The 231-nt window shown below is 57.6% G+C and carries 1 protein-coding gene; it reads left to right on the top strand.

Annotated features, from left to right (window positions below):
* A partial coding sequence (locus NCT32_RS37195) for an IS3 family transposase (RefSeq protein ID WP_250491583.1) occupies positions 1–231 on the top strand: 231 nt, incomplete at both ends.

The raw sequence follows: 231 nt of genomic DNA, 5'->3' as shown, positions 1-231 counted from the left end.
GCTCAAGGCGCGTATCCGTTCTGTCTTCGAGCAGCACAAAGGGCGTTATGGCTATCGGCGCATCACCAGCGCGATCCGGCATCTGGGCACGCGCGTGAATCACAAAACTGTCCAGCGGTTGATGCAGCTTATGAAACTGAAGTCGCTGGTGCGACCGAAGAAGTTTCGGGCATTCCGGGGGACGGTGGGACGTATTGCGCCGAACGTACTGCAAAGACAGTTCGATGCCGA

The sequence above is a fragment of the Caballeronia sp. INML2 genome (genome assembly GCF_023631365.1).
GTDB classification, from domain to species: domain Bacteria; phylum Pseudomonadota; class Gammaproteobacteria; order Burkholderiales; family Burkholderiaceae; genus Caballeronia; species Caballeronia turbans.
The sequence above is the reverse complement of the archived record's forward strand: the minus strand, read 5'-3'. Positions and strand labels throughout refer to the sequence as shown.